The 26,210-nt window shown below is 66.0% G+C and carries 17 protein-coding genes; 7 read left to right on the top strand and 10 right to left on the bottom strand.

The window, feature by feature from the left end:
• Positions 1-30 precede the first annotated feature (30 nt).
• Positions 31-945: a hypothetical protein gene (locus B2747_RS03225; RefSeq protein WP_291156827.1), complete on the top strand. Its 915-nt coding sequence runs from the start codon at positions 31-33 to the stop codon at positions 943-945.
• Positions 946-976: 31 nt separating this feature from the next.
• Here the strand turns inward: B2747_RS03225 and B2747_RS03220 are convergent, their stop codons facing one another.
• Together B2747_RS03220 and B2747_RS03215 are read right to left on the bottom strand one after the other, a co-directional pair.
• On the bottom strand, positions 977-2,572 hold the full coding sequence (locus B2747_RS03220) for an endonuclease/exonuclease/phosphatase family protein (protein WP_291156825.1): 1,596 nt from the start codon (positions 2,570-2,572) through the stop codon (positions 977-979).
• Between the two features lie 34 nt (positions 2,573-2,606).
• On the bottom strand, positions 2,607-3,878 hold the full coding sequence (locus B2747_RS03215; RefSeq protein WP_291156823.1) for a VanZ family protein: 1,272 nt from the start codon (positions 3,876-3,878) through the stop codon (positions 2,607-2,609).
• 81 nt (positions 3,879-3,959) lie between these two features.
• Here B2747_RS03215 and B2747_RS03210 point away from each other — a divergent pair, with 81 nt between their 5' ends.
• From B2747_RS03210 to B2747_RS03195, 4 genes are read left to right on the top strand one after another with little or no spacing between them, the layout of a single operon-like run.
• Positions 3,960-7,157 (top strand): WD40/YVTN/BNR-like repeat-containing protein, encoded by a 3,198-nt coding sequence (locus B2747_RS03210; RefSeq protein ID WP_291156822.1) that lies wholly within the window; start codon positions 3,960-3,962, stop codon positions 7,155-7,157.
• Positions 7,154-8,416, top strand: coding sequence for a serine hydrolase domain-containing protein (locus tag B2747_RS03205; protein WP_291156821.1), 1,263 nt, complete (start codon positions 7,154-7,156; stop codon positions 8,414-8,416). Before B2747_RS03210 ends, B2747_RS03205 begins: the two co-directional genes overlap by 4 nt.
• Before the next feature lie 47 nt (positions 8,417-8,463).
• Entirely contained in the window at positions 8,464-9,354 is an 891-nt protein-coding gene (locus tag B2747_RS03200; RefSeq protein ID WP_291156819.1) for a DUF808 domain-containing protein, read from the top strand.
• Positions 9,355-9,376: 22 nt separating this feature from the next.
• Complete coding sequence (locus B2747_RS03195) at positions 9,377-11,956, top strand: CHAT domain-containing protein (RefSeq protein WP_291156817.1); 2,580 nt, start codon at positions 9,377-9,379, stop codon at positions 11,954-11,956.
• Here the strand turns inward: B2747_RS03195 and B2747_RS03190 are convergent.
• The gene (locus B2747_RS03190) at positions 11,940-12,719 is read right to left on the bottom strand and encodes a hypothetical protein (protein ID WP_291156815.1); all 780 of its coding nucleotides are present in this window, start codon (positions 12,717-12,719) and stop codon (positions 11,940-11,942) included. The genes B2747_RS03195 and B2747_RS03190 overlap by 17 nt on opposite strands.
• The gene (locus B2747_RS03185; protein ID WP_291156813.1) at positions 12,716-13,240 is read right to left on the bottom strand and encodes an RNA polymerase sigma factor; all 525 of its coding nucleotides are present in this window, start codon (positions 13,238-13,240) and stop codon (positions 12,716-12,718) included. Before B2747_RS03185 ends, B2747_RS03190 begins: the two co-directional genes overlap by 4 nt.
• Before the next feature lie 133 nt (positions 13,241-13,373).
• On the opposite strand from B2747_RS03185, the gene B2747_RS03180 reads away from it, so the two are divergent.
• Positions 13,374-14,243, top strand: a complete 870-nt coding sequence (locus B2747_RS03180; protein WP_291156811.1) for a PEP-CTERM sorting domain-containing protein — start codon at positions 13,374-13,376, stop codon at positions 14,241-14,243.
• Between the two features lie 135 nt (positions 14,244-14,378).
• Here B2747_RS03180 and B2747_RS03175 read toward each other — a convergent pair whose 3' ends face one another.
• From B2747_RS03175 to B2747_RS03160, 4 genes are all read right to left on the bottom strand, one after another.
• Positions 14,379-15,140 carry a DUF481 domain-containing protein gene (locus tag B2747_RS03175; RefSeq protein WP_291156809.1) on the bottom strand — a complete coding sequence of 254 codons (762 nt, stop codon included), beginning with the start codon at positions 15,138-15,140 and terminating at the stop codon, positions 14,379-14,381.
• 9 nt (positions 15,141-15,149) lie between these two features.
• Positions 15,150-15,956, bottom strand: coding sequence for a DUF481 domain-containing protein (locus B2747_RS03170; RefSeq protein ID WP_291156807.1), 807 nt, complete (start codon positions 15,954-15,956; stop codon positions 15,150-15,152).
• A gap of 22 nt (positions 15,957-15,978) precedes the next feature.
• Positions 15,979-16,884, bottom strand: coding sequence for a pirin family protein (locus B2747_RS03165; protein WP_291156806.1), 906 nt, complete (start codon positions 16,882-16,884; stop codon positions 15,979-15,981).
• A gap of 83 nt (positions 16,885-16,967) precedes the next feature.
• Positions 16,968-18,815 carry a serine/threonine-protein kinase gene (locus B2747_RS03160; protein WP_291156805.1) on the bottom strand — a complete coding sequence of 616 codons (1,848 nt, stop codon included), beginning with the start codon at positions 18,813-18,815 and terminating at the stop codon, positions 16,968-16,970.
• 129 nt (positions 18,816-18,944) lie between these two features.
• On the opposite strand from B2747_RS03160, the gene B2747_RS03155 reads away from it, so the two are divergent.
• Positions 18,945-21,560, top strand: coding sequence for a GAF domain-containing protein (locus tag B2747_RS03155; protein WP_291156804.1), 2,616 nt, complete (start codon positions 18,945-18,947; stop codon positions 21,558-21,560).
• Here B2747_RS03155 and B2747_RS03150 read toward each other — a convergent pair.
• Together B2747_RS03150 and B2747_RS03145 are read right to left on the bottom strand one after the other, a co-directional pair.
• Entirely contained in the window at positions 21,544-22,752 is a 1,209-nt protein-coding gene (locus B2747_RS03150; protein ID WP_291156802.1) for an efflux RND transporter periplasmic adaptor subunit, read from the bottom strand. The genes B2747_RS03155 and B2747_RS03150 overlap by 17 nt on opposite strands.
• Positions 22,753-22,817: 65 nt before the next feature.
• Positions 22,818-26,018 carry an efflux RND transporter permease subunit gene (locus B2747_RS03145; RefSeq protein WP_291156801.1) on the bottom strand — a complete coding sequence of 1,067 codons (3,201 nt, stop codon included), beginning with the start codon at positions 26,016-26,018 and terminating at the stop codon, positions 22,818-22,820.
• Positions 26,019-26,210 lie beyond the last annotated feature (192 nt).

Below are 26,210 nucleotides of genomic sequence, written 5' to 3'. Positions count from 1 at the left end.
GGGTTCCACGGTTGGCGACGAGGAGGGGGGATGATCGGACGGGGAGCAGCTCGACTGGGACGAGGCACGGCCGTGGCACTCGGGCTGGTCAGTCTGGTTGCCGGGGTGATGCCGGCCCAGCGCAGTCCCATGCAGGAGGATCTGCGGCTGCATGCCCGTCTCGCGCCGGCGCCGCTCGCCGGCGATTCGGTGTTGCTCACGTTGCCGGGTGGAGGACGCGGCATGCTGTTTGTGCCCCGCGCGCTAGCTCGGCGCGACCGACAGCTGCTGCTGCTGCACTTTCACGGCGCGCCCTGGCTGGTGCGTCAGGCCGCAGCAGCGCAGAAGCCGGGCATGCCGGTCGCCACATTCTCCCTGGGCGCGGGATCGGGCGTGTACGACCGCAGCTTTCGCGAGCCGGGCGCCATGGACCGTGTCATGGCGCAGGTGCAGCGTGGGCTCGACTCACTGGCTGGCCGCGCGGTGCGTATCGAGCGGGTGGTGTTGAGCGGATTCTCCGCCGGTCATGGCGCCATTCGCGTGATACTGCGTGACAGCACATGGGCCGCGCGTGTGCATGCGGTGCTGTTGCTGGACGGCATGCATACGTCGTATGTGCCGGAGGGCCAGGCGCTGGCTGACGGTGGCACACTCGATTCGCTCAACCTGCTGTCGCTTACCGCGTTTGCGCGTCGGGCCGCCGCAGGGCAGTCCCGCATGCTGGTCACGCACTCCGAGATTTTTCCCGGCACGTACGCGAGCACCACCGAAACCGCGCAGTGGATGTTGCACGCTCTTGGACTTCGCGCAAAGCCCGTACTGGCCTGGGGCCCGCGTGGCATGCAGCAACTCAGCGACACGCGAGTGGGCAAGCTGCGTGTGATGGGGTTTGCCGGCACCAGCGCACCCGATCACATCGATCACCTGCACGCCATGCCAGAAATGCTGCGTCTCCTGTTGCGTTGAGTACTTCGGTGTAGAGTGCGTCCCCGAATACTCAGCGCCTGAGGTCGGTCACCACGATGAAGTGATCACTCACCTGCGCAAACGTCCCGCGGGTCATGCGGAGTCGCTTGAGAAGTCGGTCGCTGAGATCCTCGGTCGTAAAGACGAAGCCGCCAACCTGACGGAACCCACGGTAGTAGGTGAGATCCAGCCAGCCCGGCGCAAACTGTGCCGCCACCTCGCTGGACCAGGTCACGGCCGAAGGCTGATTGAGTCGCTGCACAATCGACGGAAGCATCCAGCCCGTCACATCCTCGATCAGCTGCGGGCCGAGAAGACGGACCGATTCGAAGCTCCCCACGGGATTGAAGTCGCCACCGAGCACGATGGGAGGATGTTCTCCGCCGTGCGCCTCACGATAGGCGTCCACCACCCGCCGCACATGCCGTCGAATGGCCCGCGCCTGCAGCACGCGCAGCGCATCCTGCACGTTGCCCGCGTACCCGCCGCTCTGCAGATCGAGCGGCACAAACAGCACCTCGCGTCCATCCACGTCCACCCAGGCACCGGTGCTCGAGATCTGTGCCTGCTGCTCGATGTCGATGAGGCGATGCGCTGCGGCGGGCACCAGACGCCTGAGACTGTCGAGTGCACCGGGCTCATACTGCATTCGCGCCATGCTCGGCTCGGGCCGCACGGCGCGGCGACGCGCCGCCACCACGGTGCGCTGTCTCCCGCCACTGCCGGCAATGACGAATTGCCAGGGGCCCAGCTTTCGCAGCGGTGGCAGGTTGAAGAAAGCGCGCAGCGAATCGGGGGTGACCTGTTCGTACACCTCATCGAGCATCAGCACATCAGGCACAAGCGCGGCCAGCAGCCGGGCATGCATGGCGGGCTTTCGGAACGAGCCCTCCGACACATTCCATTGTGCCACGCGCAGCGCGCCGGCCGGTGGTGCGGGAATCCCGACCGCGCGTGGGCGCGCGCTGGACTGAGGCGGCGTGGTACTGCGATAGCGGACCGTGGCCGACCGGTGCACGACCGAATCCGCGCTGACATACACCGCGGTGATGGCCGCGAGCGGATCCACATGGCCGAACTGCCCCCGTGGACGGCGGGCCATGCGCACTTCGAACTGATCGGAGCTCCAGGTGGGCAGCGCGACCAGATCGAGTTCGTAGGGTGAACGGAAAGCGCCAAGTCCATCCGGCGTGACCTCACGCAGCGCAAAACCGGCACCACGCCCATTCTGCGCCTTGTCGAGCCGCGAAAAGTCGATGGCAAATTCCACGTTGGGGACGCCATAGGCGGTTCCTCCGCCAAAACCTCCAATCGACGAAACGAGCACATGTAGTGTGCCCGGCATGGCCTGAAGGTTCACGCTGTCGCGGAACACGAGGCGCAGCGCGAGGGTGCCTGACGCATCCTGCATCTGCACACAGGCCAATGGTGATGGGGCATCCATGGACAGGAGCGTGGGTGTGCCCGTCCAGTCGTAGGATTCCCCGTCGAGGCCAATGCCGTCGAACGGCAGCCACATCGGCGGTGGACCATCAACCCCCATCGGTTGTGGCGAGGTCCGACAGGCTCCCAGCCACACGACGCTGCTCAGCAGCGCGATGGCCCGACGTGCCGTGCGCATGGTCATTGGATGTGCGGTGGCGAGTGGTGCGAAGACCTGCCTACGATGGGCCGCTGTGTGGCGGCGTGTGCCGCACAACCAACGCCTGAACATGTGCCCGCTGCAAGACATAGAGCCATGCACCGAAAATCGCAGCTACCTGCGTCAGGAGCAACAACGAGAAGCTGGCACCGCTGTCCGCCCGGAAGCCGCGAGCGGCCTGCAACATGAGTGAAACGGGTAGCGCCCAGGCAATGGAACGCAACCAGTCTCTCGAAAGCGTGCGCCTGTCACGTCCATGGAATTCCGCGCTCATGTATCCCACCAGCGTAAAGGCGGCCACCTGCTCGAGTGCGCGGTAGACCATCCCTTCATTGAGCGAGAGACCCGGCAACACCAACGCCCAACTTCCTTGCCAGCGCAGTGACAGCTCGGCCATCGGCCAGAGTGCCGACAGGGTGAGATAGGCCGCAAACACCGGCAACAACAGTCTCAGTGTTGGCAATTCAAAGCGGCGGGCCTCGGCGCGATCGGGTGCGGACACCTCGAGCATACGAAACGTGGCCAGACTGCGGAGCAGCGCCGTGCCAACGAGCATGGTGGCACAGGCGAGGCCCAATGCGGTGTCGCGCCCAACCGCCAGTGGCAGCGCCACCACCGCCCAACCCACGAGGGAGATCAACAGCCATCGTCGCGACGCAGCCGTTGACGTCCCGCGTTCCGCCAACTGCGGGGCCACATACGCGGCTTGCACTGTTCCCAGAATGGCGCCGGCCATCATCACCGGCAGCAGAACCAACCAGCGTCGCGCCTCGGTGTCTGCGCCCAATCCAACGAGCCACACCAACGGCACGAGTTGGTACACCAGGCCCATGAGCGGCAGTTCGAGCGCGAAGGATCGCACGGCCTCGCTACCGGGAAGATGCCGCGCCAACCGGGCAAACAGCGCGGCCCCGGCGGCTGCGCCCACGGTATTGGTGAGGAGGTCCAGTGGCGAGGAGTAGCGCTGCGGGGCGAACAACTGCGCCACTTCAATGCCGGCGCTGAGCGCCGCACCAAGCAGCACCACTCGAGGCCAGTCCGTCGGGGCGCCGCGGGGCCGAGTGAGCTGGTAGACAAAGCCGAACGGCACGAACATCAGCACGTTCATGACGATGTCCGAGCGGTTCCAGATCGTGGTCCACCCGTGTGCCGGGGTGGACTGGAAATCAAAGGGCGCCAGGGTGATGATGCCGACCATGAGCGCGAGATAGCCGAGCAGGGCCCGGCCAAGCTGAAGGGCCGTCTGGTCGGCGGCGCGTCGCAGTGCAAAGGGTCGGGGCAACTCGGGCATGGCCGGGAATATCGACGGAGAGTCCACCCTGTGCAGCCCGGGCTGGTAGAATAGGAAGGTCTCCTCCCACCAAACGTCACCATGTCTATCCTGCCTCAGCGTCGCGCCCTGCGCGCGGCGCTCACGCCCGTCGCCCTGGCGACCGGCGTCCTCACGGTCGGCGCTCTGGCCACCGCACCACTCCATGCCCAGCGTGGACCATCGGCCGCCGTATCCGGCACCGCCGCGTTGTCCGCCTTTGACTCCACCACCTTCACGGCGCTCCGTTGGCGCAACGTGGGGCCCTGGCGGGGTGGACGCTCGGTGGCCGTGGCCGGTCTGCCGTCCAATCCGCTGACCTACTTCGCGGGTTACACCGGCGGTGGCCTCTGGCGGACGGATGATGCGGGCATCTCGTGGCGCAACATCTCCGATGGCTGGTTTGCTAGCGGGTCCATTGGTGCCATTGCCGTGGCGCCCAGCGACGAGAACGTGCTCTACGTTGGCACCGGCGAACATGCCATTCGCGGACAGTCGTCCACCTATGGCAACGGGGTGTACAAGAGCACCGATCAGGGACGCAACTGGACGCACGTCGGCCTTGCCGCGACGCGACAGATCTCCGCGGTGCGCGTGCATCCGGGCAACCCCGACGTGGTGTATGTGGCCGCACAGGGTGAGCGCTGGAAGGGCACGAGTGAGCGCGGCATTTATCGCAGCACCGACGGCGGCAAGACCTGGACGCTGGTGCTCAAGGGCGAGAATGCCACGAGTGGCGCCAGCGATCTGTCCATGGACCCCAGCAATCCGCGCATTCTGTATGCGGCGTTCTGGGATCATCAGCGCATGCCCTGGATGGTGCGCTCGGGTGGCGCGGGCAGCGGTATCTGGAAGAGCAGCGACGGTGGCGACACCTGGACGCGGCTCAGCGAGGGCCTGCCGCGCCTGATGGGCAAGATCGGCGTGTCGGTGTCACCGGCCAATCCCGATCGGGTGTACGCCATTGTCGAAGCGGAGAACGGCGGCCTGTTTCGCAGTGACGATGCCGGGCGCACATGGCGCCTGCAGTCGGGCGACCGTCTCATCCAGACGCGCTCGTGGTACTACATGAAGCTCACGGCCGACCCGAAGAACGCCGACGTGGTGTGGGTGAACAACGCGCCGCTGCTGCGCAGCATCGATGGTGGGCGCACCTTCGCCGCGGTGCCGGCCACGCATGGTGACAATCACGGCCTGTGGATCAACCCCGCCGACTCGCGCTATCTCATCAACGCCAACGACGGCGGCGCGTCGATTTCGCTCGATGGTGGCCGCAGTTGGAGCAGTCAGGACAATCAGCCGACGGCGCAGTTCTATCATGTGAGCGTGGACGACGATTTCCCGTACAAGCTCTACGGCGGCCAGCAGGACAACTCCTCGGTCATCATCGCATCGCGCAGTGACGGGGGGGCCATCGGCATCCGTGACTGGAAGGAAGGCCCGGGCTGCGAGAGCGCCAACATCGGTGTGCACCCGGCACAGTCACGCTACGTGTACGGCGGCTGCTATCAGGGCATCATCGACGAGCTCGATCAGCAGACGGGCCTCTCGCGGGCCATCATGCCCTGGCCGGAGATGAACCTCACCGAGCCGACCGACAAGACCAAGTACCGCTTCAACTGGACTGCGCCCATTCACGTGTCGCAGCATGACGCGAGCGTGGTGTATCACGGCGGCAATGTGCTCTTCCGCAGCACGACACGCGGCCAGCAGTGGATGCCCATCTCTCCCGACCTGACGCGCAACGACAAGACGCGTCAGGGCTGGGGCGGCGGCCCCATCACCAACGAAGGCGCCGGTGGGGAGGTGTACGGCACCATTGTGGTCATTGAAGAGTCGCCGCATGATGCGCGCACGCTGTATGTGGGTACCGACGACGGTCTCATTCAGCGCACGCGTGATGGCGGGGCCACCTGGAGCAATGTCACTCCCGCGGCATGGGGCGATGGCCTCGTCAACGAGATCGCCATCTCGCCGCATGATGCGGCCACCGTGTACGTGGCGTTCCGCAAGGACCGCCTCGGTGATCCCACCCCGCACGTGTTCATGTCGAAAGACTACGGCGCCACCTGGACGCGTCTCGTGAATGGCCTGCGCGACGGTGAGCCGGTGCGTGTGGTGCGCGAGGACCCGGCGCAGCGCGGTCTGTTGTATGCCGGCACGGAAACGGGCGTCTATGTGTCGTTCGACGGCGGCGCGCGCTGGATGCCGTTCCGCGGCAACTTCCCCGTGGTGCCGGTGACCGATCTGCAGGTGCGTCACGGGGATCTCATCGCCGCCACCGAGGGGCGGGCGTTCTGGATTCTCGACGACCTGTCGGTGCTGCGTCAGCGTTCGGCTGCCATGGCCGCCACCGGTGCGCATCTCTATGCGCCGCGCGAGGCGGTGCTGTTTGCCGGCAGTGGCGGCTTTGGCGCACCATCCAATGCCGGACGCAACCCGCCCTACGGCGCCACGGTGTACTTCCGCATGCCGGCTGTGCCGGACAGCGCAGCGACCGTCACGCTGCAGTTCCTCGACAGCAAGGGGGCGGTGGTGCGCAGCTTTGCGTCGCGCGGTGACTCACTCAATCGCCTGGTGGTGCGTCCGGGACTCAACACCTTCAGCTGGAACCTCCGCCGTGCGGCGCCCGCGCGTGTGGGGAACGTACTGCTCTTTGGTGCGCCGGGTGACGGGGGCGCGCGCGTGAGCCCGGGTGACTACAGCGTGCGTCTCAGCGTGGGCTCCGCCTCGCAGACGCAGCCACTCAAGGTGGTGCAGGATCCGCGGCTCACCGTGCCGGCCGCGGTGCTGGCCGAGCGCGACTCGGTGGCCAATCTGCTGGCGTCACGCATCGATGAGATTCACTCGGCCGTGCATCGTTTGCGCGACGTGAAGACGCAGGTGCAGGGCTACGTGACCCGCGCGGCCAACACCACGGCTGCAGACACCATCACAAAGGCTGGCCGCGCACTCAATGCGACGCTCGACACCATCGATCCCAAACTGACCACCAAGGCGGCCAACGGGCAGGACATCATCAACTACGCCAACGGCATCAACGGCCAGTATGGCTTCCTGTTGGGGCAGGTGGAGGGCAACACTACACTCACGCAGCCGGTGAAGGATCGCCTCGCCGAACTGGAAAAGGTGTGGGAGACCATTCGCCGTGAGGTGGAGCGCGTGGAAACGGTGGATGTGCCGGCCTTCAATGCGCTGCTCAAGGCCAACAACGTGCCCGGCGTGGTGACGCCGGCCAAGCCCAAGGGGCCGATCGCATGATGTGCCGTACGTTGAAGCAGCAGCGGGCCCGCGTGGTGGCGGGTCTGTTGCTGCTCGGTGCCGGAGGCCCAACGGCCGACGCGCAGAATCGCGCACGCGCGGCGGTCACACCGTATGTGCCGCCCGCCGGTAGTTGGGAACGTCGCAGTCCCTCCGCGCTCGGTCTCGATTCGATCAAGCTGGCCGAGGCGGTGGCCTTTGCCATCAGCAAGGAGAGCCGCAGTCCGCGTGACCTCGAGCTCAATCACTACGCGACGTTCGGGCGTGAGCCGTTGGGCGACCCTATTGGCCCGCTGCCGCCGCGCGGCGATGCCACCGGCATCATTGTGAAGGGCGGTTACGTGGTGGCCACCTGGGGCAATCCCAACGCACAGGAAACCACCAACTCGGTCACCAAGAGTTTCCTGAGTTCCGTGGTGGGCTTGGCGGTGGACGCGGGCAAGATTCGCAGCGTACACGACACGGTGGCGCACTATGTGCCACCCATCGTGCGCGCGCGGCCCAACGGCACGGGCTATGCGCGTGACTGGCCGGGCACCGATCGTTTGCTCATGCCGTTCGATACGCCGCACAACCGCACGATCACCTGGGATCACCTGCTGCGTCAGGTGAGTGACTGGGAAGGCACGCTCTGGGGCAAGCCGGAGTGGGCCGACCGTCCCGCGCAGAACGCGGCCACCTGGACCACGCGTCCGCGTGTGGCGCCGGGCAGTGCGTACGAGTACAACGACACGCGCGTGAACGTGCTGGCGCTGGCCGCGCTGCAGGTCTGGCGACGTCCGCTGCCCGAGGTGCTCAAGGAGCGTCTCATGGACCCCATCGGGGCGTCGGACACCTGGCGCTGGTATGGCTACGACAATTCGTGGATCGTGCTTGACGGCCGCGAGGTGCAGAGTGTGAGCGGTGGTGGGCACTGGGGCGGCGGCATGATTCTGAACGCCTGGGACATGGCCCGCTTTGGCCTGCTCACGCAGCGGCGGGGCAAGTGGGGCGATCGGCAGATTCTGAGCGAGGCGTGGGTGACGCAGGCGCTCACGCCCACGCCGGCCCAGAAGACCTACGGCTACATGAACTGGTTCGTGAATCCGGACCGTTCGTATCTGGCCGCCGCCCCGCCGGAGGCGATTGTCCATGTCGGGGCCGGCAACAACTTCATTTACGTGGATCCGGTCAACGATCTTGTGGCGGTGGTGCGCTGGATGGACACCAATGCCAGCCTCAATCAGTTCGTCGAGAAACTGCTGGCCGCCAGGCGCTGATGCCCGACGGCACCTGACCACTCGCTCTTCACCTCCTTGATTCGCACATGGCTTCGAGCCTGCTGATTCTGCTGGACGACATCACATCGATGCTGGACGATGTGGCCACGCTGACCAAGGTGGCCGCCACCAAGACGTCCGGCGTGATGGGTGATGACCTGGCCCTCAATGCGGAGCAGGCGTCGGGTGTGCGGGTGGAGCGCGAGTTGCCGGTGGTCTGGGCGGTGGCCAAGGGGTCGCTGCTCAACAAGGTCATTCTGGTGCCGGTCGCGCTCCTCATCAGCGCCTTTGCGCCCCAGGCGGTGATGCCGCTCATGGTCATCGGCGGACTGTTTCTGTGCTATGAGGGCGTGGAGAAGCTGCTGCACAAGGCGCTGCATCCGGAGGAGAAACACAGTGCGGCGCCGGCGCTGGCACATCCCGAGCTCAGCGACGCGCAGTTGGTGGCCATTGAACAGGGCAAGATCAAGGGCGCCATTCGGACCGACTTCGTGCTCTCGGCAGAGATCATCGTGATTTCGCTGGGCACGATGGCCACGGCGCCCATGGCACAGCAGGTCATGGCTTTGAGCCTGGTGAGCATTGCCGCCACGGTATTTGTGTACGGCCTGGTGGCCGGCATCGTGAAGATCGATGACTTGGGTCTGCGGCTGCACGAGAAGGGGCGGGCCATGGGCGCCGTGCTGCTACGGTTGGCGCCCAAGCTCATGAAAGCGCTATCGGTGCTGGGAACGGCCGCGATGTTCACGGTGGGCGGTGGTATCATCGCCCATGGTTGGCACGCGGCCGATGTGTGGCTGGAGAGCATCGCTCATCACACCGGTCCGGTGGCTCCGGTAGCGAAGGCGGTATTGGATGCCCTGTTGGGCGTCGTGGCGGGCGCTGTGCTGGTAGGGGTCATGCAGTTGGTTGCGCGGTTGCGCCGACGGGCGGCGTAGGCGTCCCGAGCTCATGAACACCATGACGTTGCGCGCTGCGATGATGCGCCGCTCATGGGTGGTGGTTTGTGGACTCGGTGTCTGTGCGGCACGCGCGGTCGTCGCGCAGGACGCGCCGCCGCGCTCGGCTGCTGACTCGGTCAAGTTCGCTGAGGCGCTGCTCAATCATGCGGCGCTGGTGCTGCGTTCCGTCGGGCCCGACAGCAGCACCCGTGTGTATCGGGCCTCGCGTGCTCTCATTCCGCAGGGCGACTCCACGCTGGCGGTACGCGCGGAATGTGCGGAGCAGCAGGTGGCCCTGCAGACGCGTCGCCGCATTGCCGATTCGGTCTGGACACGGCTCCGGGCCGCTGCGGCGTTCTCGCCCCGTCTCAGCGCCGACTGTGGATTCATTCAGGCGCGCTACCTCGAATCCCTCGGGTTTCAGCGGCGAGCGCTGCTGTTGCTCGATACCGTGGCTGCCAACTTCGAGACGGTGCAGCACTGGCAGAACCTGTCGGCGGTGCGGCAGTGGCAGGGCACACTCAACATTGCCGGTGGCTACTACTACTGGGCGCGCAAGCATCTCGACACCGCCCTTGTCCTCGCACGATTGAGCGGCAGTGTGGCCGGAGAAGGCTGGGCACTGCAGGAGCTCGGTCGCATGACGCAGCGGCTTGGTGCACCAGAGGATGCGGCACGGTACTTCGCCGACGCCACTGCGCGCTTCACGCAGGCAGGCGACCGACTCGGGGTGCTGTATGCGCGCCGTGCGATCGCGGAAGGCTTGCTCTTGCGCGGACACTTGAGCGACGCGGATTCGTCCCTCGAGCAGGTAGCCCGCGATGCGCAGGTACTGGCACCGGCCATGGAAGTGTTCACCCTGGTGGCTCGCGCCGACTTGCATCGTCAGCGCGCGCGTGGCGACGTCACGGACAGTCTGCTGGATCGTGCCCAACAGCTCGTGGTGCAGCGCAATGTGCCAGGTTGGACGGCCGAGGTGCAGTATCAGCGTGCGGTACGCGACATGGAGCGTGGGCGTCTTGGCGTCGCGCAGGCACGCCTCGACAGTCTTCTCGCGCGCAGGCTGTTTGGACCGGCGCGATTCGAGGTGCTCATGCGAAAGGCCGAAGTCCATGCGCGAGGTGGTCAGTTTGATTCGGCTACCGCCGTCTTTGCTCAGGCTCGCATCACGCTCGATCGTTGGCGCAGGGAGTTCCCGGACCGCGCGCAAGCTCTGGCGGTATTGCAGGATCGGGCGTTCGACTGGGATCGCGATCTGGGGACTGCCACCATGATTGACCTGTTTGTGCGTGGTGGACGTGTGCACGAGGCGCTGGCGATGGCAGAATGGCGTCGCGTACGCGGGCAGGAACAGCAGATGCTGCAGCGCAGCGGACTCGGCGTCGATGCCGTGCAGGGCACCACGATTCCTGTGGCGGGTAGATCTGAGGCCGCCGTCGACTCTGTCATGGATTTCGCGCGGCTTCCCACCTTGAGTCGCGCCGCCCTTTCACCGCAGCAGGCTGTGGTGACGTTCGTGATGGGCCAGGGGGGTGAGCCGGGCACGGCCTTCGTTCTCACGCGCGACACGGTGCGCGCGGTGAGCTTGGTGCCCATCGATTCACTGCGGGATGATCTCACCACCCTTCAGGGATTCCTCGAGGTCGGCCGCGAACCGGCGTCGACGCTGCAGCGCGTGTCTGACGCCATCTGGGCCCCCGTCATGTCCGCCATGCCGAGCTCTGTGGTCGAGGTGCAACTGATCCCCGATGGGGCACTGCATCGGGTGCCGTTTGGCGCTCTGCGTCTTCCCGATGGCAGGCGCGCTCAGGAACGCTTCATCATCTCGCACGCGGCCTCCGTTGAGGATGCGCTGGGGGCCGTGCCTCGAGTGGCACGGCGCAGCGAGCGTGCCGGGCCGTTGCTCATTGGCGCGCCGCAGCGCATGCCGCGCCTCGCAGAGGCGGACTCGGGAATGCGGGAGTGGGCCCCCCTGCCCGGTGCACGCGAGGAGTTGCGTGCGCTGTCTGCCAGGCTGGCCGGTGCGCGTGTGTTCATGGGTGACGACGCCACGGCAGAACGCCTGAGCACTGAGCGACAGTACGGTGGGCCGCTACTGCATCTCGCCACGCACGTGACGGCGCGCACGGGGTCGTATGAGCAGACGGCGGTGGCGCTGCAGCCCACCGCGAGGCACGACGGGTTGCTGCGCCTGCCGGCGTTTGCCTCGTCACCGCTGCCGTTCGATCTGGTGGTGCTGTCGGCCTGTGCGAGCAGCGACGGCGTGATGCAGGTCGGGCAGGGTCTGCACGGGCTGGTAAGTGCGGCGCTCGACGCCGGCGCGCGCGGGGTGGTGGCCACGCGCTGGGATGTGAGCGACACGGCCATGACGCGCTTCATGGTGGCGCTGTACGACACGTTGGCGGTGCAGCCCAATGTGGCCGAGGCGCTGACCGCGGTACGCCGCGAGTTTGCGGCACGTGGCGAAAGCCCGGCCATCTGGGCCGCGGTTGAGTACTACGGCGACGCCAAGCTGCGGCTGGAGCTGCCGCGTCGCGCGCCGTCGGCGTGGTCGCGGTTCACCACCACACTGCAGCGCTGGCTCAGCGGTTCGCGTTGAGGCTGCGCAAGTCGCTGCGGGTGGTCTGCCCGTCGGCCATGCGCGCCGTGACCCACCACCCGGCCACGCGCTGCCGATCACTGGCGTTGGCAATGGTGACAAGCGCCGTCGTATCGGCGGTGGCCACCGATACCACACGCTGACCATCTGCGTCCATCACCTCGGCCATGTACGACGCTGCCAAGGGCACCGGCCGCCAAACGAGACGCAGCGTGTCCAAGGTGACCGGGGCGCCTTCGGCAGGCGAAACGGGTAGTGGGACGCTGGAGGCGGCGCCGCGCGTCTCAGCCGCTTCGTTATCGGCCGTGGAGTTCCGGCTGTTCCACACGGGAATGCCTACGGCCAACACCAGCGCGGCAGCCAAGGGCATGATCCACCACCGGTTGGTGGGCCGTGTGTCGGCGCCCGCCTTGCCCGATGCGCCAGGTGTCCGCTGATCGGCACGGCGTTCGCCCGCGGGTGTGGCCTTGCTCCCCGACTGGAGGGTGTCGTGCGCGGCGCTGCGCAGCGCGTACAGCATGGCCACGTCATCGGCGGCACCGCGCAGAAGGGCGCGATCCAGATCGCGCACCATATCGTCTTCTGACAACGTCCCGTTGAGAACGGCAGCAATATCGGCCGGCTCTGGTGGCGGCTGAGGCACCACGGCATCAGCACTGAGCGGGCCAGCGGCCTGCGGGCTTGACGCGCCCCCGCGCAGCCGCTGCCATGCCGCGCGCAGTTCGTCGTCTGTAGGAGGCTGCTTCGAGCGATTGGCGGTCATGCGGTGCCTTCCATGGCAGTGAGGGCCTCGCGCAGATCGTCGAGTCCACGATACAGCAGGTTCCGAACCTTGGCCTCCGACCAGCCCGTCATGCTGCTCATGTCCTCGCGCGTGTAGCCCTCGAGGTGGAGCAGCACCAGCACCCGGCGATTGGGCGCCAGTGTGTCCAACGCGCGGCGCAGCTTGCTGGCCAGCGCGTCGCGCTCGCTGTGGTCCGTCGGCGCCACCTGCAGAGTACTCGGCACGACGCCCGCTGCGTGCTCAGCGTCGAGCGACGTGTGCGAGTGCCGCCGCTTGCGGCGCAGGTGGTCCACGACGGCCGAGGTCACGACCCGCACGAAATAAGACGCCGTGAGGGTGGCGAGATTCTCACCGGTCGGATGGGCCTTCCAGAGCCTGATGCGGACGTCCTGCACCACGTCGTCCACCTCGGTGGCGTCGAGCCCGCGGGTTCGCGCCACCTGGCGGGCCAGGGCGTCGAACTTTTCGAGGAGCTGGTCGAGGGCGGAGGCGGGGGGCATCGCCCGATAGTATAGCGCCCTGTCCCGCTTCATGGTCGGCCAGTCGGGTCAGCAAGGTGGCAATGTGGCGCAAATGCATCACTCGGGGTGGCGGTGAGAATCCCACGGGCCATCGAGCGGTGATTGAAGGTGCATGACGATCATGCCGACGATCACCGTCTGCCTCACCGTTCACACCGAGACTCGAATGCCGACCGTTCGCTCACTACTGGCTCCCCTGATTGGGAGCGCACTCCTTGCGTCCTCCGCGCAAGGGCAGAGTATCGCCACACAATACGAGACTGGCACGGCCTACACCACGACCAGTCTCACCGGCTTCTCCACCTCGGGCGCCGCGATGGCCGGCATGCTCGTCACGGCCAGGTTCGCGTCCGGCGACGTGTTCCAGGGGACGTGGGGCAACCTCGGGACGCAGGTCTACGGGGGGGCATCGTTCAGCGCGTACGGGGTGTCCGGCCTCTGGGGCTCACTCGCCTTTCCCACCGCGGGCGACAGCAATGACAACTTCTGGTTCCTGCGGCTCGCTTCGGGCGACTACGGTGCGCTGCTGGAACTGACGCTCAACGGAGCGCCCGGGCGCACGCTGTTCGATTGCCGGTTCACAACAAGTGGGTGCGACAACTTCGCAGGCACGCTCGTGAACGGTACTCCGGGGTCATCAGGTGCCATTGCGGCCCAGGTGGCAAAGACCAACCAATTCGTCGCACAGATTGGCAGCCACAACCTGTTCGACGCCTCCGACGTGCTTGGTGTCTATTCCAACTCGGTGTCCCTCACCGGCAATCCGCCAGTCGGCGATCTGTTCGAACAGTTCTCGTTGCGTTTTGACGGCGGCATGACGATTGATCAGGGACTCTTCCTTTTTGCGGTCGATACCGACAACGCTGCGGTCGGCGCCGTGATCGTTCCGACCACCCCTGTGCCTGAACCCTCGTCCTTGGTCCTGCTCGTTGGCGCATTCGGCGGACTCGCACTGGCTGCGTGTCGCCGCCGCGTCGCCTGACGCATCATTGATCGTGCCGAGGATCGTCAGCTCTCAGTGACCCCAATGCGTTGACGCCCAATACGCATCGAGGCGACGTCCCGGATGGGGTGTCGCCTCGTTTGCACAGGATGAGATTCCGGGTGGCAGCTGATGTCAGTACGAGAACGTCAGCCCGCTGGAAAAGAAGGTGTCGGTCTTCTTGAGTACCACCCCATTGCGCTCGGGCGGCGTGGAGTTGTAGCGCACGAGATAGCCGAACTTGAGCCCAAGGCGCTTGGACAGCGGGGCCACAATGGAGGACTCGGTATTCACCAGGTACACGCCGCTTTCCGAAAGATTCGGCAGGTACTCGGCCGTCTGCTGGAAGAAAGCCAGCTCGGAGAAGCTGTGCTTGTAGTCGAGGCCCACGCGCGCGGCGGGGAAGTGGCGCTTCCCGGCCGTGGTCGAACCCGGCGTGAGGTTCACCTGAAAGGCCGAGCCACCGATCTGCATGTTGAGCTTGTCCTTGGGCGCGACAATGAGCTTGGCGTCGAGACCAAAGCCCTCCTCGAAACGACTGGCGATACCCTGCAGCACATTGCGGTCGAAGCGTGTGGCCACGAACAGGCCAAGGCGTGGGGTGAGCGTGCGTTCGGCACGCAGGCCGCCGTTCCAGAAGTTCGCGTTCACCTTGTTGTCTGCCTCGCCGTAGAAGAAGGCGAGATCCTGGCCCAGCGCCCAGCCCTTGAGTGAGTACTTCAGCTTGTTGCCGAAGTTCGTGGTGAGGGCGTTGGCATTGCCGTTGGTCTGCGCAAATCCCGCATTGCCCGAGACTTCGAGGTTCTTCTTGGGCGCATCGGCGGCCTGGGCGCCGGCCACCGACGCCAGCAGCAGGGACAGGACCAGCGCACGCGTCGTCGCGGCACGGATGGGCATGACGTGTACTCAGAAGGTGAGGGTGAGACCCGACGAGAAGAACGTGTCGGTCGTTTTCAGCTGCAGGTTGTTGCGAACGGGCGGATCGGAATTGTAACGCACGATATACCCGATCTTGAGGCCCACGCTCTTGGTAATGGGGGCCACCACCGCGCTCTCGGCGTTCACGAAGTATGACGAGGTGCTGTCTCCCACCGCCGGCAGGTACTCCGCCGTTTGCTGCACGTACGCCACGTCGGTGAGCTTGCGGCGATAGTCCACGGCGGCGCGTGCCGCTGGAAACGCACGCGAGGCTCGCGCCACGGAACCCGGTGTCAGTTCCTGACTGAAGAACGACCCGCCCAGCGCAACGTTGAGCCGGTTCCACTTGTCATCCAGCGCCGCCACCGTCACGCCAAAGCCCTGCTGATAGCGATTTTCGATGCCCTGCACCACGTTGCGGTCGTAGCGCGTGGCCATGAAGAGTGCGACACGCGCGGCCACGGTGCGATCGGCCCGCAACCCGCCGTTCCAGAAGTTCGTGTTGACCTTGCTATTGGCTTCGCCGTAGAAAAAGGCCAAGTCCTGCTGGAAGGACCAACCCGCAATCGTGTACTTGAGCTTGTTGCTGACATTTGTGGCCAGCGCCGATGCGTTGCCGTTGGTCTGCGAGAAGCCCAGGGTCGCGTTGAAGTCAACGCGCTTCTTCTTGGGCGCAGGTTTCGGGGCCGGGTTCCCGGTCGGATTGCCCGTCGTGGCCGGCACCGCCTGCGCGGACAACGCGGCCGCACCTAGCACCACCAAACAACAGGCATGACGTACAACGCGTGGAATCACGATAGACACGGGTTCACGGTGTTCAGTCCTTGATGAACGTCCCGGCGCGCAGCTCGCGCACTGCCTGCTCCAACTCGGCCTGGGTGTTCATCACGATGGGCCCGTACCACGCCACCGGTTCCTTGATGGGAGCGCCGCTCACGAGCAGGAAGCGGATGCCCTCGCTGCCCGCACGCACGACGACCTCGTCGCCGGAATCGAACAACACCAGCGATCGGTTGCCCGACATGTCGCGCACCAGATCGTCGTCGTTACCGGCGCTGCGCTCGGTCAGCACACCCATCGGATCGGAAGCGTGGCGAAACGTGCCACTCCCCTCGAAAATGTAGGCGAATGTGCTGCGATATGCGTCCACCGGCAGTGACTTTTTCACTCCGGCGGGCACGGACACGTCGAGATAGCAGGGATCGGCCGCAATGCCGTCCACCGGGCCGCGCTTCCCCCAGAACTCGCCACAGATCACGCGCACGCGCGTGCCATCGTCGTCCATGATCTCGGCGATGTCGCCCGACTGCACGTCCTGGTAGCGCGGCGCCGTCATCTTGAGTGACGACGGCAGGTTGGCCCAGAGCTGGAAGCCGTGCATGCGACCCTGAGGATCGCCCTGCGGCATTTCGTGATGCACGATGCCGCGCCCAGCCGTCATCCACTGCACGTCACCCGCACCCAGCATGCCACGATTGCCGAGCGAGTCGGCGTGCTCCACCTGCCCCGCCAGCACGTAGGTGATGGTTTCAATACCACGATGCGGATGCCAGGGAAATCCCTGGGCATACTGCCGGGGCACGTCGTTACGGAAGTCGTCGAACAGCAGAAACGGGTCCGTTTCGCTGGTGTCGCCGAAACCGAAGGCTCGATGCAGGTGCACGCCGGCGCCTTCGATGGTGGGCTGTGCGCTGGCGATGCGACGAACAGGACGAATGGACATGACGGCTCCCGAAACGGTGGCCCCTCAATATAACTCAGTTGTGAGGGACGATCCGGTTAACGTATCTTGTGTGAAGCCAGCCTTCAGTACCCGAGCGTCGGATCGATCGGTCGGGGCGCGGGCCGATCACCCAGCGTGCCGAAGAGATTGAAGGCGCGCATGCCCAGCTCGATGCCGGCGAGCGCCGCGTTGAGTTCCTCGGCGGCCTTGCGCATCTCCCATCGGTAGAGTGGACCGGCCATGGCGACGGCGGCCAACCCGGCGAGCAGCGCGCCGGTGGCCGCCGGACCTATGAGCGCGGCGCCCACCATGGCCAGCGCCTTCTTGGCCACCACTGCCCCTACCACGCCTCCGCCACTGCCAAAGGCGGACATCACCGCGCCGTACCCGAAGAGGTTGGCCGTGAGGCCGCGCCGCAGATCGATGGCCATGGTGACTTCGGTGGCGCGCGGATCACCGGGCACGCTGGCAAGACTCACACGCACTTCGGGGACATAGACCCCGTAGCGCGTCCAGGTCCACTTGTAGTCACCGCCCACCATGTCGGGCAACGCGAACACCAGCACCCCGCCGTCGAGTGGATGGCCGCCCAGCGTATCGCGCAGGTGCAGCAGCCAGGGCGAAGACTGGAAGGTGCGTCCCATGGCGGGCAGTACCTCGCCGGGTGCGGCGCGAATGATGCGACTGACCGACAAGGTGCGCTGCGCCGTGCCAAGGAGTCGCGTGGCCACACGATCACGCCATGGCGAGAGCGGCTCGGCGAGTGCCGTACCGGCGGGCGCCGCACGCAGTTCATCCAGTGCGAGTGCGACATAGCGTTGCGAGATACCCGCTTCCACTGCGGCCGCTTCCACGTCCCGCAGGCGAAAGGCGTCGCTGCTGATTGAGACGGCGGGTGCTTCGTCGGCCTCGGTATCGGCGCTGCCCACGGGGCGCAGCGCGCGCGTTTCATCACGGCGGATGCGCGCCTCGAGTCGCGATGCCGCCTCCGCCTGCAGTTCGGCCGCGCGGCGCCACACCGCCATGGCTTCGGCACTCGACAGCGCCTTCTCGGCCGCGGCCGGCCGCTGGTCCAGCGACTCGAGCGCCTTGCCCAGCGCATCCGCCAACGCCTCGCCGGTGGGAAAGCGGGCGTCGGCGCGTTTGCGCAGACACTGATCGATGACCGCTGCGAGTGCCGGTGGCACGTCGGGCGCCACGCTGCGGAGCAGCGGCGGATCCTGGGTGGCATGCGCCAGCAGCACCTTCTGCGGCATGTTGCTGTCGAAGGGCAGGCGCCCACTGAGGGCGAGAAAGCCAATGCACCCGAGCGCGTACAGGTCGCTGCGTCCGTCGAGTGGCTCACCGGCCGACTGCTCAGGACTCATGAAGTGCACGCTGCCCAGTACCAGTCCATCCTGCGTGAGTGCGGCGTTGAATTCGGCGCGTGCAATACCGAAGTCACTCACGAATGCGCGGCCTGTGCCGCGCTCAATCAGGATGTTGTCGGGTTTGACATCACGATGGACAATGCCGCGCGCGTGCGCGTACGCCAGCGCCCAGGCGGTTTCACGCAGCACACGCACGACTTCCGCAGGCGGCAGCGTGCCACGCGCGCGAATGCGCTCGCCCAGGGTCTCGCCGTCGACGTAGCCCATGGCGAAGAAGGCGAAGCCCTGCACTTCGTCGGCGCTGAAGACCGGCACGATGTGCGGATGGGAGAGCTGGGCGGCCATGCGCGCTTCGCGCAGGAAGCGCTCGCGGATTTCCGGGCTGGCCGCCAGCGTCGGGGGCAACACCTTGAGCGCGACCAGGCGGTCCAATCGCTCGTCCTGCGCCAGCAGCACAATACCCATCCCACCGCGTCCCAATTCGCGTTGGATGAGGTATTGCCCACGAATGGCCTCACGCAGTGGCCCCAGCTCGGTCGGCAGTTCCGAAGATCCCTTCATGATGAGCAAACCTACGGCCCCGGGGCCCTCGGGTTCCAGACCATGAGACGGAGCTTCTCGCTGGAGAGCCTCTGGCGGGGCGACGACTTCGGGTGCTAGACCAAGAGCAGCATCCCCTCACCTGCCAACATGCCCCCTCTGGCACAGGACGAAGTCGCGCGAATCGCGGAGCTGCATTCCTTCGCGATCATGGACACGCCACCCGAGCCGCGCTTCGACGCCATCGTGGCTCTCGCCGCAGAACTTTGTGGTACGCCGTATGCCCTGATCACGTTGCTCGACGACCAGCGGCAGTGGTTCAAGGCCCGGGTGGGTTTTGCCGATCCGGAAACACCACGTGAAGATTCCTTCTGCCAGTACGCGCTCAATCGGCGCGGCCTGCTGGAGGTGCCGGATACGCTGCTTGATCCGCGGTTCCGCGAGAATCGCTATGTCGTGAATGACCCGAACCTGCGCTTCTATGCGGGAGCCCCGCTGACGGCGCCCTCGGGGCACGTGCTGGGTACGCTCTGCGTCATCGACACGGCGCCTCGCACGTTGACGGACACGCAGCGCCGGGCACTCGAAACCCTCAGTGCGCTCGTGATGACGGAACTGCAGTTGCGCCGCGCTCTGACTGCGCAGGAGGAGCTGACACACGCGCTGGAGAAACAGAACCGGGAGCTGGTGGACGCGCAGGCTGTGGCCAGAGTGGGCAGCTGGGTCACTGACCTCCGTTCGTTGGAGGTACGCTGGTCTTTGGAGGTGCACCGGATCTTCCAGACGGACCCGGACCACTTCGAGGTCACGCACGCATCATTTCTCGAGCGTGTGCACCCGGACGATCGGGCCAAGGTGGATGCGGCCTTTGCAGCCTCGGTGTCGCACACGGATCCCTGCGTGCTCGAGCATCGCATCGTGCTGCCAACCGGCGAAACTCGCCTGCTGGAGGAGCGCTGGCAGTCCCATCGCGAAGCGGACGGTCGCATCACGCAGGCCATTGGCACCTGTCATGACATCACGGAGGCGCGGGCCGCCGAACAGCGTCTGCGCCGCCTGACGCGCATGTATGCGTTGCTGAGTGAGATCAACGACGCCATCGTGCACACGCCGGATCGCGGACAGCTCTACCAGCGTGTGTGCGAAATTGCCGTGACCACTGGCGGCATGCGGGCCGCGTGGATCGGGCTCAAGAGTGGGGACGTGCCGGAGTTGTTCATCGTGGCTTCGGCGGGGGCCGTGGCGTCCTACCTCACGGAGCGGCGCATTACCTGGACCGATACCCCGGAAGGTCAGGGCCCAACCGGTCGCGCCATTCGTGGCAATCGTCGCAGTATTTGCAATGACATCGCGAACGATTCCATCATGTTGCCGTGGCGAGACGCGGCGCTGGAAGCCGGGTACCGTGCGTCGGCGAGCTTTCCGCTGCGGCGCGATGGGCAGGCCATTGGCGCGCTGTCCCTCTATGCGGACGCGGTGGATTCGTTCGACGCCGAAGAAGTGGCGGTGCTCGACAAGCTCGCGGCCAATCTGGACTTTGCGCTTGGTGCCATTGACCGTGAAGAAGCGCGGCGCATGGCGCAGCGTGAGCGGGAGCAGCTTGAACAGCAGCTGCTGCGGGCGCAGCGACTCGAAAGCATCGGCACACTGGCGGGTGGCATTGCGCACGATCTCAACAACGTGCTCACCCCCATTGTGTTCTCCATCGATATGTTGCGCGATGGGGTGACCGACGACGACCTGCTGCCCGTTCTCGACGAGATCGGACGCAGCGCGCGTCGTGGTGCGGACATGGTGAGGCAGCTGCTGCTGTTTGCCCGTGGATCGGAGACCGAGCGTCGTCCCATGTCGGTGGACATCGTGCTGCTGGACATTGTGGCCACGATGCAGGAGACCTTCCCGCGCTCCATCACGGTGCGAACCGAATTGGCAAATGACCTGCCGTGGGTGGTGGGTGATCGCACCCAGCTGCATCAGGTCGTGCTCAATCTCTGCGTGAACGCGCGTGATGCGATGCCGGCCGGTGGCACGCTCACGCTCTCGGCAAGCCGGATGCAGATCGAAGCCGGTGATCCGTCCGTGCCGCCGGATGTGGAGGCCGGTTCGTATGTCCTCATCGAGGTGGCCGATACGGGTACCGGCATGGACGAAGACACGCAGCAGCGCATCTTCGACCCGTTTTTCACCACCAAGGCCGTTGGTGAGGGCACCGGGCTCGGTTTGTCCACGTCACGGTCCATTGTCACCAGCCACGGCGGCTTCATTCAGGTCCGCAGTACGCCGGGGGAGGGTTCCACCTTTCGCATTGGCGTACCGGCCGTCGTCCGCCAGAGTGCCGAATTGCCGCCGTCTGTCACGTCGCAGCTGCCGCGCGGTAGTGGAGAACGTGTGCTGCTCGTGGACGACGAAGCGCCCATTCGCCATCTGGCGGCAACGCTGCTCACGTCGTATGGCTATATCCTGACCGTTGCAGAGAACGGCGAAGAGGCACTGAACGCTTTTGCAGCGGCGCCCTCGGAGTTCGACGTCGTGGTCACCGACCTCATGATGCCGGTGATGGACGGAGTCGAGTTCATCAAGGCGGCGCGGGTCCTGCGTCCTGACCTGCCCATCATTGCCTCCAGCGGCTTCCACGACGAATCACGGCGTGAGGCCGTGGAAGCCCTGCTGGTGTCGGAGTTCCTGCCCAAGCCCTACACGGCCGAGGCCATGTTGCGCGCGCTGCGCCACGTGCTGCACGGCCAGGCGGTTACGGCGCTGCCTTGACGGCAGCCGGTGCTGCGGAAGGAGTGGCGGCAGGTGTTGCAGACGGTGCGGCGCCACCTCGGACGGTCGCGCGAACCCGCTGACCACTGGTCAACGACTCGGCGGGATTGACGACGAGCTGATCGCCAGCCTCGAGGGCACCCGAGACCTCAAGCGTGGTGCCGAAGTCGCGAGTGACGGTGATGGGCACGAGCGCGATGCTGTCGCCCTCGACGCGCGCCACCTGTGTGCCATCGCCGCGCACGATGAGTGCAATGGCCGGAATGCGCAGCGCCGGCGATCCAGCCGGAATAGCCAGCTGCACCTGCGCAAACATGCCGGGCAGGAGCTGGCGTCGTGTGTTGGGGATCTGCACTTCCACCAGCAGGGTGCGCGAGCTGGGTTCGATGGCGCCAGCCGTGCGCACAACCCGACCCACAAACGCGCTATCGCCCAGATCGCGGATGAGCACGCGGGTGGCGAGGCCCACGCGCAGACGAGGTGCCGCACTCTGAGGCACCTGCAGCATGACGCGCACGGTGTCCGTTTGCACCAGCGTGAGCAGCGGTCGCGCCGTGGCCGCCGCGCCGGCCACCACCAGAGATCCCAGGTCGATGTTGCGCGCTGTGACCACGCCATTGAAGGGGGCGGTCAGCGCACCAAATCGCTGCTGCTCCCGCAAGTTGGCGAGATTGGCGCGCGCCGCCCGCACATTGGCCTCCGTCACGTTGGCCGTGGCCTGACGTTCGTCGAGTTCCTGCGGCGTCACCACACCCTGGCCGGCCAATTGTGTCCAGCGCGTGAGTGACGTGCGGGCCAGTGCGGCACTGGCCTCAGTCTGCGCCACCACCGCCTCCGCCTGTCGCAACTGCTCAAGCAACTCGGGTTGATCGAGCACCACCAGCGTATCCCCACGGCGCACGGTCGAGCCGATGTCAACGCGCAACGCGCGCACGAATCCGTTGGTGCGCGCAAAGATGGCCGTCTCGTGCAGTCCACTGAGCGTGCCGGGAACTTCATACGGGCGACTGGCTGTGTCACGCTGCACCGATTCGGTGAACACCGCCGGCGGCGCGACGGCCTCCTTTTGCTCTGCGGCGCGCGCCTTGGATTGTGCAAGCCGGGGCAGCAAACCCGCCACCGCCAAACCGATGAACAGTACCGCCAGCACGATGGGTACCACTCGGCCGTGACGTGTGCGGGTGGGGCGCATGCGGTGGCGAAAGGCGGGGTGGCGAAGTGCGCGGTGGCGAAGTGCGCGAGAATGAGACGACGACATCACGACGCCAACTCCGGCGTGGAAGACAGGGCAACCGATGAACCGGCAGCGTGCGCACGAGCAGCCCGCAGCCGGCTGTACACGATGGGCAGCACCGTGAGTGTGGCCACGGTGGCGAAACTGAGGCCGCCGATGACGGCGCGGCCCAATGGGGCATTCTGCTCGCCGCCTTCGCCGAAGCCGAGCGCCATCGGCACCATGCCGACAATCATCGCCGCAGCGGTCATGATGACGGGTCTGAGTCGCGTGCTGGCCGCGTCGAGCGCGGCGTCGAAGGCGCTCAGCCCATCGGCCATGCGCTCGTTGGCAAAGGCCACCACGAGAATGCCGTTGGCGGTGGCCACTCCCATACTCATGATGGCGCCCATGAAGGCCGGGACACTGATGGTATTGCCGGCGGCGAACAGCGCCCAGAGCACACCGGACAGCGCGACGGGCAACGCCATGCTGATGATGAGCGGATCCAGCCAGGACTGGAAGTTCACCACCATGATGAGATACACGAGCACGATGGCAAAGGCGAGACCAGTGGCCAGGCCGGCGTACGATGTCCGCATGGCTGCCACCTGGCCGCGCATGACCAGCGTGGTGCCGCGCGGCAGCGTGGACTGCAGGGAGTCCAGCACCACATCGATATCGCTCGCCACGGCGCCAAGATCCCGATCCTGCACGTTGGCGAACACGTCGAACACCGGCGCCACATCATAGTGACTCACGACGGCCACCGCTGAGCCGCGGGACATTGTGGCCACATTCTCGAAGAGTTGTGGCGTTCCGCCCACGCCCGCCACCGGTGTGCGCGCCAGCGCCTCAAGGGAGTTGATGCGGTACTGTGGGGTCTGTACGCTCACGGTGTACTGCACACCGTTCTGCGGATTGAGCCACACGTTGGGCTGTGTCTGCCCGCTCGATGCCAGGGACACGAGCAAATCGCTGGCCACGTCGCGTTGCGAGAGATTGAGGGCCGCCGCCCGTGTACGGTCGACGGTGAGATTGAGCTGCGGGGCTTCGAGACGCTGCTGCAGGTACACATCCACGGCGCCGGGAATCTGTCGCACGCGCCGTTCAATGGTGCGCGCCACCTCGATGTTGGCCGCGCGATTGCTGCCCACCACCTGCACGTTCACCGGCGCCGGCAGTCCGGCGTTGAGGATCTGACTGACGATGTCGGCCGACTGGAAGAAGGCCAGCACCTGCGGGTACTCCGCTCGCAGCATGCGGCGGATGGCCCGGATGTAGCCGTCGGTGGTGCCGGTACGATCGCGTTCGAGCACGATGAGAATGTCAGCGTCGGTTACGCCCGTTGTGGGATTGTCGCTGTAGGCGAGGTTGGTGACGCTGGACGAGCTGATGCCGATGTTGTCGATGATGGTGCCGAGATCGCCTTCGGGAATGATGGCCCGAATGCGATCCTCCACGGCGGCCACGATGCGTGCCGTTTCTTCCACGCGGGTGCCGACGGGCGCACGCAGGTGCAGGCGAATCTGGCCGGCGTCCACCGAGGGGAAGAAGTCGCGGCCCAGGAAAGGCACGAGCGCCAGCGCCGCCACCAGTACCACACCCGCCGTGACGAGAACCGAGGCCGGACGCTCGAGCACACGCCGCAGGGTGAGACGATACTGCACGCGCCTCGTCTCGAACCACTGTTCGAAGTGGTGATGCAATCGCGAGAACGGACCGGGCGGTTTCGGCATGCCCGCGCGCCGGGCTTCGAGCGCCCGCTCACGACGCATGGCATAGCGCACCAGCGTCGGCACCAGTGTGCGCGAAATGACATACGACGCCAGCATGGCGAAGACCACTGCCATGGCCAGGGGCTTGAACAGCGCTCCCGCGGCACCGCTCAGAAAGAAGATCGGCACGAACACGATGCAGATGGCCAACGTGGACACCAGTGTCGGGATGGCAATCTGCCCGGCGCCCAGCCTGATGGCCTGATCGATGTCCGGCTCGTGTTCCTGCACGCGGTGAATGTTCTCAATGCCCACCGTCGCGTCATCCACCAGCACGCCAACGGCGAGTGCGAGACCGCCGAGCGTCATCACGTTGAGCGTCTGGCCGAGCGCGGCCAGGACTGTGACCGAGACGAGAATGGACAACGGGATGCTGAGCGCGACAATGAGTGTGCTGCGCCAGCTGCCAAGGAACAGCAGGATCATGGCCGCGGTGAGACAGGCGGCAATGAGCGCTTCGATGACCACACCCTTGAGTGCAGCCTTGACGAACAGCGACTGGTCGGCGAGCACATCCACCGTCAGCGCCGCCGGCAGCGTGGCCAGCACTCCAGGGAGTGCGGCGCGCACGCGATTGACGACGTCGATGGTTGAAGCCCCACCTGACTTGAGCACGGTGATGAGCGCGCCGCGTACACCGTCACGGTGCACGATGTTGGTCTGCACGGCGTAGCCGTCACGTACCTGCGCCACATCACGAACGCGCACGAGGCCCCCATTGACCATGCGCACCGGCAGGTCATTGAGTGCCTCCAGCACATCGGGACTGCCATTGAGGCGCACGGCGTACTCCCGCTCACCGATCTTGGCCGTACCGCCGGGCAGCACGAGGTTCTGCGCGCTGATGGCGTCGGAGACGTCGGTGGGCGAGAGGCCGCGTGCAAGCAACGCGTCCGGATCGAGATCGACATTGATGAGTCGGGCGCGCCCTCCGTAAGGCTGCGGCACGCTCGCGCCGCGCACGGTGGCAAGACGCGTACGGATGCCGTTCGTGCCCAGATCGTAGAGCTGCTGTTCGCTCAGCGAATCACCGCCCAGCGCGAGCTGCAGCACCGGCACGTTGGCCGCGTTGTAGCGCACAATGAACGGTGCCGTGGCGCCCGGCGGCATGATGCGCAGAATGGCCTGCGACACCGCGGCCATCTGCGCCACGGCACTCTCGATGCGTGCGCCCGGCTGGAAGAACACCTTGATGACGGTGATGCCGGCGAGTGACTGGGATTCGATATGCTCGACGTCATTGACCGTGGTGGTCACGGCCCGCTCATAGGGCGTGCTGAACCGCCGCTCCATCTCCTCGGGTGGCAGGCCGTTATAGGCCCAGATGACCGAGACCACCGGGATGTCGAGCTCCGGCAGGATGTCGGTGGGCATGCGCAGCGCCGAGAGGACACCGAAGAGCACGACCAGCAACGCGCCGACGATGAAAGTGTACGGGCGGCGCAGGGCCAGTTCGACAATCCACATGGGCCAGGAGCAGGGGCGGGGGAGAGAGGGCTACGGGAGAATACGCGCGGGGGAGGGAATGTGCTCGGGTGTGGGGTGGGGGCGGGAATGGGGACAGCCGCCAGGCGCGTGCACGCCCGGCGACGCGATCCACAGCCGTGAGCCGTGCGAGGTGAGTTCTGGGTGTGGGTGGTGCATGCTGCGGTATCACGC

The organism is Gemmatimonas sp. UBA7669, assembly GCF_002483225.1.
Classification (GTDB): Bacteria; Gemmatimonadota; Gemmatimonadetes; order Gemmatimonadales; family Gemmatimonadaceae; genus Gemmatimonas.
The sequence above is the reverse complement of the archived record's forward strand: the minus strand, read 5'-3'. Positions and strand labels throughout refer to the sequence as shown.

Excerpts from the sequence above, each read along its gene's own strand:
- B2747_RS03165 (WP_291156806.1), bottom strand. The coding sequence starts at position 16,884 with ATGTCCATTCGTCCTGTTCGTCGCATCGCCAGCGCACAGCCCACCATC.
- B2747_RS03220 (WP_291156825.1), bottom strand. The coding sequence starts at position 2,572 with ATGACCATGCGCACGGCACGTCGGGCCATCGCGCTGCTGAGCAGCGTC.
- B2747_RS03195 (WP_291156817.1), top strand. The coding sequence starts at position 9,377 with ATGACGTTGCGCGCTGCGATGATGCGCCGCTCATGGGTGGTGGTTTGT.
- B2747_RS03205 (WP_291156821.1), top strand. The coding sequence starts at position 7,154 with ATGATGTGCCGTACGTTGAAGCAGCAGCGGGCCCGCGTGGTGGCGGGT.
- B2747_RS03215 (WP_291156823.1), bottom strand. The coding sequence starts at position 3,878 with ATGCCCGAGTTGCCCCGACCCTTTGCACTGCGACGCGCCGCCGACCAG.
- B2747_RS03210 (WP_291156822.1), top strand. The coding sequence starts at position 3,960 with ATGTCTATCCTGCCTCAGCGTCGCGCCCTGCGCGCGGCGCTCACGCCC.
- B2747_RS03225 (WP_291156827.1), top strand. The coding sequence starts at position 31 with ATGATCGGACGGGGAGCAGCTCGACTGGGACGAGGCACGGCCGTGGCA.
- B2747_RS03150 (WP_291156802.1), bottom strand. The coding sequence starts at position 22,752 with ATGCGCCCCACCCGCACACGTCACGGCCGAGTGGTACCCATCGTGCTG.
- B2747_RS03185 (WP_291156813.1), bottom strand. The coding sequence starts at position 13,240 with ATGCCCCCCGCCTCCGCCCTCGACCAGCTCCTCGAAAAGTTCGACGCC.
- B2747_RS03155 (WP_291156804.1), top strand. The coding sequence starts at position 18,945 with ATGCCCCCTCTGGCACAGGACGAAGTCGCGCGAATCGCGGAGCTGCAT.
- B2747_RS03200 (WP_291156819.1), top strand. The coding sequence starts at position 8,464 with ATGGCTTCGAGCCTGCTGATTCTGCTGGACGACATCACATCGATGCTG.
- B2747_RS03180 (WP_291156811.1), top strand. The coding sequence starts at position 13,374 with ATGACGATCATGCCGACGATCACCGTCTGCCTCACCGTTCACACCGAG.
- B2747_RS03160 (WP_291156805.1), bottom strand. The coding sequence starts at position 18,815 with ATGAAGGGATCTTCGGAACTGCCGACCGAGCTGGGGCCACTGCGTGAG.
- B2747_RS03175 (WP_291156809.1), bottom strand. The coding sequence starts at position 15,140 with ATGCCCATCCGTGCCGCGACGACGCGTGCGCTGGTCCTGTCCCTGCTG.
- B2747_RS03190 (WP_291156815.1), bottom strand. The coding sequence starts at position 12,719 with ATGACCGCCAATCGCTCGAAGCAGCCTCCTACAGACGACGAACTGCGC.
- B2747_RS03145 (WP_291156801.1), bottom strand. The coding sequence starts at position 26,018 with ATGTGGATTGTCGAACTGGCCCTGCGCCGCCCGTACACTTTCATCGTC.